Source organism: Mycobacterium kyorinense (genome assembly GCF_002101735.1).
Taxonomy (GTDB): Bacteria; Actinomycetota; Actinomycetes; order Mycobacteriales; family Mycobacteriaceae; genus Mycobacterium; species Mycobacterium kyorinense.
On sequence record NZ_LQPE01000034.1, the window covers coordinates 63,962 to 70,700 of the forward strand.

The 6,739-nt window shown below is 65.2% G+C and carries 9 protein-coding genes and 1 pseudogene; 7 read left to right on the forward strand and 3 right to left on the reverse strand.

Annotated elements, in window-relative coordinates:
- Positions 1-11 precede the first annotated feature (11 nt).
- From AWC14_RS06410 to AWC14_RS06430, 5 genes and pseudogenes are all read left to right on the forward strand, one after another.
- A complete protein-coding gene (locus tag AWC14_RS06410) occupies positions 12-854 on the forward strand; it encodes a helix-turn-helix domain-containing protein (RefSeq protein ID WP_057003110.1) in 843 nt (280 codons plus the stop codon).
- Complete coding sequence (locus tag AWC14_RS06415) at positions 808-1,203, forward strand: VOC family protein (protein WP_045380364.1); 396 nt, start codon at positions 808-810, stop codon at positions 1,201-1,203. Before AWC14_RS06410 ends, AWC14_RS06415 begins: the two co-directional genes overlap by 47 nt.
- A gap of 14 nt (positions 1,204-1,217) precedes the next feature.
- Positions 1,218-1,811, forward strand: a complete 594-nt coding sequence (locus tag AWC14_RS06420) for a class I SAM-dependent methyltransferase (RefSeq protein WP_045380366.1) — start codon at positions 1,218-1,220, stop codon at positions 1,809-1,811.
- Between the two features lie 68 nt (positions 1,812-1,879).
- Positions 1,880-2,122 (forward strand): type II toxin-antitoxin system Phd/YefM family antitoxin, encoded by a 243-nt coding sequence (locus tag AWC14_RS06425; RefSeq protein WP_045380368.1) that lies wholly within the window; start codon positions 1,880-1,882, stop codon positions 2,120-2,122.
- Positions 2,119-2,436, forward strand: a pseudogene (locus tag AWC14_RS06430) (PIN domain-containing protein); the annotation flags it as partial. The gene AWC14_RS06425 and the pseudogene AWC14_RS06430, both read left to right, overlap by 4 nt.
- Positions 2,437-2,515: 79 nt before the next feature.
- Here AWC14_RS06430 and qcrB read toward each other — a convergent pair.
- Positions 2,516-4,126 carry a cytochrome bc1 complex cytochrome b subunit gene (qcrB, locus tag AWC14_RS06435; protein WP_045380374.1) on the reverse strand — a complete coding sequence of 537 codons (1,611 nt, stop codon included), beginning with the start codon at positions 4,124-4,126 and terminating at the stop codon, positions 2,516-2,518.
- 217 nt (positions 4,127-4,343) lie between these two features.
- On the opposite strand from qcrB, the gene AWC14_RS28560 reads away from it, so the two are divergent.
- Positions 4,344-4,484, forward strand: a complete 141-nt coding sequence (locus tag AWC14_RS28560; protein WP_156419141.1) for a hypothetical protein — start codon at positions 4,344-4,346, stop codon at positions 4,482-4,484.
- Here AWC14_RS28560 and AWC14_RS06445 read toward each other — a convergent pair.
- The gene (locus tag AWC14_RS06445) at positions 4,481-5,041 is read right to left on the reverse strand and encodes a DUF6226 family protein (protein WP_052425611.1); all 561 of its coding nucleotides are present in this window, start codon (positions 5,039-5,041) and stop codon (positions 4,481-4,483) included. The genes AWC14_RS28560 and AWC14_RS06445 overlap by 4 nt on opposite strands.
- A gap of 605 nt (positions 5,042-5,646) precedes the next feature.
- Here AWC14_RS06445 and AWC14_RS06455 point away from each other — a divergent pair.
- A complete protein-coding gene (locus AWC14_RS06455) occupies positions 5,647-6,192 on the forward strand; it encodes a hypothetical protein (protein ID WP_235215942.1) in 546 nt (181 codons plus the stop codon).
- A gap of 154 nt (positions 6,193-6,346) precedes the next feature.
- Here AWC14_RS06455 and AWC14_RS06460 read toward each other — a convergent pair.
- Positions 6,347-6,739: HNH endonuclease signature motif containing protein (locus AWC14_RS06460; RefSeq protein ID WP_142281576.1), on the reverse strand; the 393-nt coding region annotated here is incomplete at its 5' end.

Consider the following 6,739-nt stretch of genomic DNA (forward strand, 5'->3'; position numbering starts at 1 on the left):
GCGTCATCTCGATGGTGGGCTACCGCGCGCAGAATGTGCCCGAGGCGGTGCATACCGGCATGCCGTCGTCGACGTTGACGTTCATCGTCAGCCTTGACGACGGGGTGGAGGCAGCAGACACTGCCGATGCGCTGGCTGCCGCCCGGCCCAACCCGTTGGTCCTCGGTGGCCTGCATGTCCGGGCGAGCCATGTGCGGCAGCGTCACGGTCAGGCCGGTGTGCAGCTGGCGGTGCACCCGCTGGCGTCGCGGGCGCTGTTCGGTGTGCCGGCAGCCGAGCTGCCCGTCACTGGGTTTGACGGCGTCGACGTGCTTGGCCGGCGCGCAGCCGCGCTACCCGAGCGCGCGGCGGAAGCGCGCGGCTGGTCCGCGGTTTTCGCCACCGTCGCCGGCTACCTTGTGGACGCCCGCCGGCGCCGCGACGGTGTGACCGTGCGGCCCGAGGTCGCCTACGCATGGCGACTGCTGGAGCTGACCCGGGGCCGAATGCCGGTGGGGGCGTTGGCCGATCGTGTCGGAGTGAGTAACCGCTATCTGGCCACGCTGTTCCAACGGGAGGTCGGCAGATCTCCGAAGACGGTGTCGAGGTTGATGCGATTCCAGCACGCGTTTGCGACGATCGCGGCATCGGCGCGCACGTACGGCCGGGTTGACCTGGCAGCGGTCGCGGCCGACACCGGTTATTGCGACCAGGCGCACCTGACCCGGGAATTCGTCGAGTTCGCCGGTGCACCACCGCGTGCCTGGCTGGCCGCGGAGTTCCGAAACATCCAAGACGGCGGGCACTCCTGGGCGTCACAGTGGGACCATGACTACTTCGAATCCAACGGTCTGGTTGACGCTGCAGGCGCATAACGCACCCAAGCTCATCGACTACTACGTCGACACATTCGGTTTCGTCGTGACGGCGCGCTACGGCGACGGAGATCGGGTCGACCACGCGGAATTGCAGTGGCCGGAGGGAACCGGCGGCATCATGCTGGGCAGCTACAAGCCCGGCACGGAGTGGTGTCGCGAACCGGGAACCGCCGGAGGCTACGTCGTCACCAGCGACCCGGACCGCCTCTACGAGCGAGTGCTGTCCCGCAAGGCCGACATCGTCCGACCGCTGTGCAAAACCGATTACGGCGCAAACGAATTCACCGTGCGTGATCCCGAGGGCAACCTTTGGTCATTCGGCGACTACGCCGGCGCACCGCGCTGACCAGTCACGAACGGATGAGCGGACGGCCCTGGGATGCGTCGTACCGCGACGGCCCGGCGCCGTGGGATATCGGCCATCCGCAGCCGGCGATAACGCGACTGGCATCCGCAGGCGGGTTCGCCGGGGCAGTGCTCGACGCCGGCTGCGGCACGGGTGAGAACGCTCTGCATGTGGCGGCGCTCGGGTTACCGGTTCTGGGCGTCGACGTGGCGGAGACGGCGCTGGCGATGGCCCGAAAGAAAGCCGAAAAGCGCGGGCTGGCCGTTGAGTTCGTCGCGGCGGACGCGTTGCAGCTGCAACTCCCGGGGCGCAGTTTCACGACGGTGCTCGACTGCGGACTGTTTCACACCTTCGACGGCGATGAGCGGCAGCGATATGCGGTGAGCCTGGCGTCGGTGGTCGAGCCCGACGGAACCGTATACGTGTTGTGCTTCAGCGACGAAGGCCCCGACACCGGCCCGCACCCGGTCAGTCGCGATGAGCTCCCGGCGGCGTTCAATCCCGGTGCCGGGTGGACCGTCGTCGCCGTCGAAGCGGAGCGAATCCAGACGAGGTTTCACGGCGACGACGGTGCACCGGCCTGGTTGGCGACCATCAAACGGGTCTAAAGCTGCAGCTTCTTTCGCCCGACCTGGAAGTCGCCGCCACAATCAAGAATTGTGCTACTGTGTAGCACATGGAGGTTGGTGTTCGGGATCTGCGTAATCGCACAAGTCAGGTGGTCGATGCGGTCAAGGCCGGCGAGCAGGTGACGCTTACAGTGCATGGCGAGCCGGTCGCCGATATTGTCCCGCACCGGCGCCGCGTCCGTTGGCTGTCGGGGGAACGCCTGCGAACCGAGTTGGCCGAACGCTCCGCCGACCCAGATCTCACCGCCGAACTCGATGAACTTGCCGGTCAGACCCTCGATGAGCTGTGACTGACACCGAAGTCGGTCTACTCGACACGTCGGTTTTTATCGCGCGTGAAAGTGGCCGTGCTCTCGCGAAACTTCCTGAACGAGTGGCACTTTCCGTCATCACGATCGGCGAACTGCAACTTGGTGTGATTAATGCGGATGATTCGGCGACGAAAGCACGACGCGCGGACACCCTCGCGCTGGCGCGCGCGGCGGATCCCATCCCGGTTGGTGAAGCGGTGATGGTTTCGTGGGCGCGTCTCGTTGCGGAGTGTCAAGCCGCGGGCGTGCACCGCGCGGTAAAGCTGACAGACGCTTTGATTGCGGCAACCGCGATCGAGCACGGCCTTCCGGTCATCACACAGGATGCCGACTTCGACAAGATCGCACGCGCTTGTCCCGCTCTGACTGTGATCAAGGTGTAGACGCACGACGAGGTGCCTCGTCTTGGCGTTGCCGCAACGCGGTGAGGGCACGTTGTGTGGAGGAGCGTGCCGCGACAGCGAGCGCTTCACGTTCGGAATCCGGGTCGGCGGTGAGCAGGCTGCCGGTCGGGGGAGCGCCGCCGGAGCCGAGCCGGTTCATCAGCTTGGGCACCGGCGCGCCTTGGTATTTCAGCGGGGCCGGGCCGAGCGGCTGGTGCACTTCGATGTAGGCACCGTGCGGCAACCGCTTGATGATGCCTGTTTCGACGCCGTGCTCGAGCACGTCGCGGTCGCTGCGCTGCAACCCGACCGCCCACCGGTAGGTGATGTAGTAGACGAGCGGCGGCAGGATCACCATTCCGATGCGCCCGATCCAGGTTGTCGCATTGAGCGAGATATGGAACTTGTAGGCGATGACGTCATTCATCGCCGCGAGCGTGAGCACCATATAGAAACTGATCGCCATCGCGCCAATTGCCGTGCGCACCGGCACATCTCGGGGCCGCTGCAGCAGGTTGTGGTGGGCGTTGTCGCCGGTCATCTTCCGTTCGATCCAGGGGTAGGCCAACAGTGCGGTCACCACCGCTCCGAGCACTGTGACGACGCCGACGACCGCGGAGATGGTGTAGTGGCCGAGGTAAATTTCCCAGGCCGGCCACAGGCGCATCAGGCCCTCGGTCCACATGAGGTAGAAGTCGGGCTGTGAGCCCGCGGAGATCTGAGATGGCTTGTAGGGCCCCAGGTTCCAGATCGGGTTGATCTGCAACAGGCCACCCATCAGGCCCAGCACGCCGACAATGATCGCGAAGAAGGCGCCGGACTTGACCGCGAACACCGGCATCACACGCACCCCGACGACGTTGCGCTCGGTGCGGCCCGGACCCGGGAACTGGGTGTGTTTCTGAAACCACAGCATCGCCAAATGAATTGCGATGAGCGCCAGGATGATTGCCGGAATGATCAGGATGTGCAGGGCGTACAGCCGGGGGATGATCGCATCGCCGGGGAAGTCGCCGCCGAACAGCGCCCAGTGCAGCCAGGTGCCCACGACGGGCAGGCCGAGCGTGATCGAAGACAGCGCCGTGCGCAATCCGGTCCCCGACAGCAGGTCGTCGGGCAGCGAATAACCGAGATAACCCTCGGCCATCACCAGCACGAGCAGCGCCACCCCGGTGACCCAGTTGGCCTCGCGGGGCCGGCGAAACGCGCCGGTAAAGAAGACGCGGGCAAGGTGCACCATGATCGCCGCGGCGAACATCAGTGCGGCCCAATGGTGGATCTGGCGCACGAACAGGCCGCCGCGCACCTCGAAGCTGATGTCGAGCGCCGATTCGTAGGCCCGCGACATCTGCACGCCGCGCAGCGGTTGGTACACGCCGTTGTAGGTGACTTCGGTCATCGACGGGTCGAAGAACAGCGTCAGGTACACGCCGGTGATGAGCAGGACGACGAAGCTGTACAGGGCGATCTCGCCGAGCAGGAATGACCAGTGGGTGGGGAAGACCTTGTTCAGCTGGCGGCGCAGGGCGGCCGAGGGGTGATATCGCGAATCGATCGCATTGCCCAGATTCGCGGCAGTATCAGCATGTTTCGGACTCATAGCGCAGGTCCTCCGTCATTGGGTGACGCGCAGCCGATCTCCTACGACAAGTAATACTACCTCTCGTAGTAGTGATCCGGAAGGCCTGTGTACCGAAATTTCACGCCGATCAGACCGGGATCGGTACCGCGGATTCATCCCGCGCGAACGCGGCCGCACAGACCGACGCAAAGTCGTCGTCACCGGAGACCCCGACGCGCTCGCACGAGTGGGACGCATGTTCGACGCACATGAACAGACACTCGGCACCGTGCTGGGCGACTACGAAGCCGACCAGCTCGAAAATGTCGCAGAGCTCCTCGCACGGCTTACCGAAGCAGCACAGGAGCACCCCTTTGCAGCAAAGAGCAACGATTAGCCATCGCTGGTGCGCTGTGGCCATGGCGCCCAACGCAATTCGTCACCCGTAAACTTCTGCCGCAATACGTCGAGCTGCTGCTGGTTAACCGGTGTCAGGCTCAGGCTGTGGCCCCGCCGGAAGCGGTACCAGTGTTCGTGCCACCACTCAACGTTGTGCACAATTCGCTCGCCAAAGGCGCCGGCGATGCACACGTCGGCATAGTCGCGGAGACGTTCCTCGCATTGCTCCGCCGTCTCGTCGCAGGCGTCGCAGCCGCAGGCCGGCAGATCTGCCCCGCCATCGTGACCCATCCGAACGAGCAGCCCTGGAAATGCGGTGAACACGATCGTCAGCGGCGACGCTGCCGGATCGGCCGGAGTCAATCGAACGACCGGTGCCGGTGAAGCGCTGTGTGGGTCGTTCTCGGTGCTCAGTTGGCGGGTCACCTCAAAACGCCGCTCCAGGTCGTCGAGGAGAGCCCTTCCGACGACGTGCAGACGGCGGTAGCGCTCAGGATCGGTGACTCGGCCGTAGGCCTCTTCCGGCGGACCGTCGCTTCCCCACCTCTCGCTCACGAAACCATCCTTACGCGACAACCTTCGTCATGGTGAAACGACGACGATTCCTTGGTTAGTCTGGGAGGAAATCCAGGGGAGGCTGTCAGCGCTGCGTCGTGCCCGCCGACCTCTGCGCGGACTGGGCGACCCCGTTAATTGAGGCGGGATTCCAGCCGAGCGTCGCGACCACAATCACGACTCTTTCGGCTCCTGGAAGTCGCTATGCCACGGCGCATTTCGTGATCGACGAGGATGACACGCGGTACCGCGACCTCAAACAGCTAGTTGGAGCCGAGCGTGAAGCCGTGCCGGCCCGGGGCCTCGGTCCTGATGCCGCACAGTGGCTGAGCGAATGCGGTTGCAAGCCCGGCATGAATCCGATGCTCTTCCCCGGGACGATAATGTCAGCGTGAAGAGGAATAATTCGGGTATGACTCACCCGGTGGATCACCTACACGGCTGCGTAATTGGATGCATTCGCCGCCGACGATGGGATGCTCGCTAAATCGTTAGATCCTTGCAATACCCGGCACGGCTTCAGCGGCGGCAGTTCGATGCCTTCGCGGATTCAAGATCCTGGTGTCTGCGACCCTAACCGGATCCGTGGGTTGTGTGTCCCCGGCGTGGCCACTCGCTCGATCGGTGCGGCCGATGCTCTGGTGGAAGGCGATGCGCTCTACCGACCTTGCTACCCGCCTCGCCGCCGTGGCGGCGTGCTCGGGGGCTGCTCGCTGTCGGGATGCCCGCGGCCACGGCCGCGCCGGGCACGGTCGGTCAAAGGTTTCGTCGACTCGGTGGCGCGATGCACCGCGCCCGACACGGCGGTCGCGTTCGGCGACACCGAGACGTCGCGCGTGGCCATCTGTAAGTCGCCCGGCGGTCAATATGAGTATCGCGGCGTGCGAGTATGCGGCGGCGCCAACCTGATCGTCCCCGCCATGCAATACGGTGACGGGAAATTCGCCGCGGAGAACGACGGAGTCACCTACACGGTCACGGCGAGCTCGTTGGTCGTCAGCGCGGGCAACCGGGTAATCCGCGAGGAACCAATGGCCCACTTCCACTCGCCGCAGGCGCCCCCACCGCCGGCAGCAACATCACCTCCGCCGACCACTCCGGCCGCGCCGTTGCCGCCGCCGTTGCCCGCCGAGGAGGGTGGAGGCGGCTAAGTTCGGGTGCCGCAAAAGGTTTGGTACTCGCCGAAGTGCTCAGTGGCGGGCCGGCGGAGTTGCGGGTTTGGTTGTCGGCCTTGACTATCAAGATCCGGTAGCAGCGGCTATCGCGAGCGAATTCGTCTGTGCGTCAAGCTGTTTAGCAGCCGTCTTAGTTGGGTGTGGGTGGTGGTTGGGGTTGGAAGGGGTCGTACCACCACCAGTCGGCGCGCTCGCCCAGCGGACCAGACCATGGTGGGACATTGGGCGGGGGATGCTTGGGTGGGCGCGCCAACGATCCGGGGCTGAGTCGTTGACCGTCGCTGTCGGTGACGATCAGATCCTCGGGGGCTCCGGTGATGGTGATCTCGCCGCGGTGATGGGCCCGATGGTGATACGGGCAGACCAGCACCAGGTTGGACAACTCGGTGGCCCCGCCGTCTTCCCAGTGCCGGATGTGGTGGGCGTGCAGGCCGCGGGTGGCCCCACAGCCGGGCACCACGCAGCAGCGGTCGCGGTGCTCGAGGGCGCGGCGCAGGCGCCGGTTGATCACCCGGGTGGTGCG

What these genes read in the sequence shown, in the direction of transcription:
- AWC14_RS06415 (WP_045380364.1), top strand. Translation starts at nt 808, where the DNA reads ATGACTACTTCGAATCCAACGGTCTGGTTGACGCTGCAGGCGCATAAC.
- AWC14_RS28560 (WP_156419141.1), top strand. Translation starts at nt 4,344, where the DNA reads ATGTTCGACGCACATGAACAGACACTCGGCACCGTGCTGGGCGACTAC.
- AWC14_RS06425 (WP_045380368.1), top strand. Translation starts at nt 1,880, where the DNA reads ATGGAGGTTGGTGTTCGGGATCTGCGTAATCGCACAAGTCAGGTGGTC.
- AWC14_RS06410 (WP_057003110.1), top strand. Translation starts at nt 12, where the DNA reads ATGGTGGGCTACCGCGCGCAGAATGTGCCCGAGGCGGTGCATACCGGC.
- AWC14_RS06420 (WP_045380366.1), top strand. Translation starts at nt 1,218, where the DNA reads ATGAGCGGACGGCCCTGGGATGCGTCGTACCGCGACGGCCCGGCGCCG.
- qcrB (WP_045380374.1), bottom strand. Translation starts at nt 4,126, where the DNA reads ATGAGTCCGAAACATGCTGATACTGCCGCGAATCTGGGCAATGCGATC.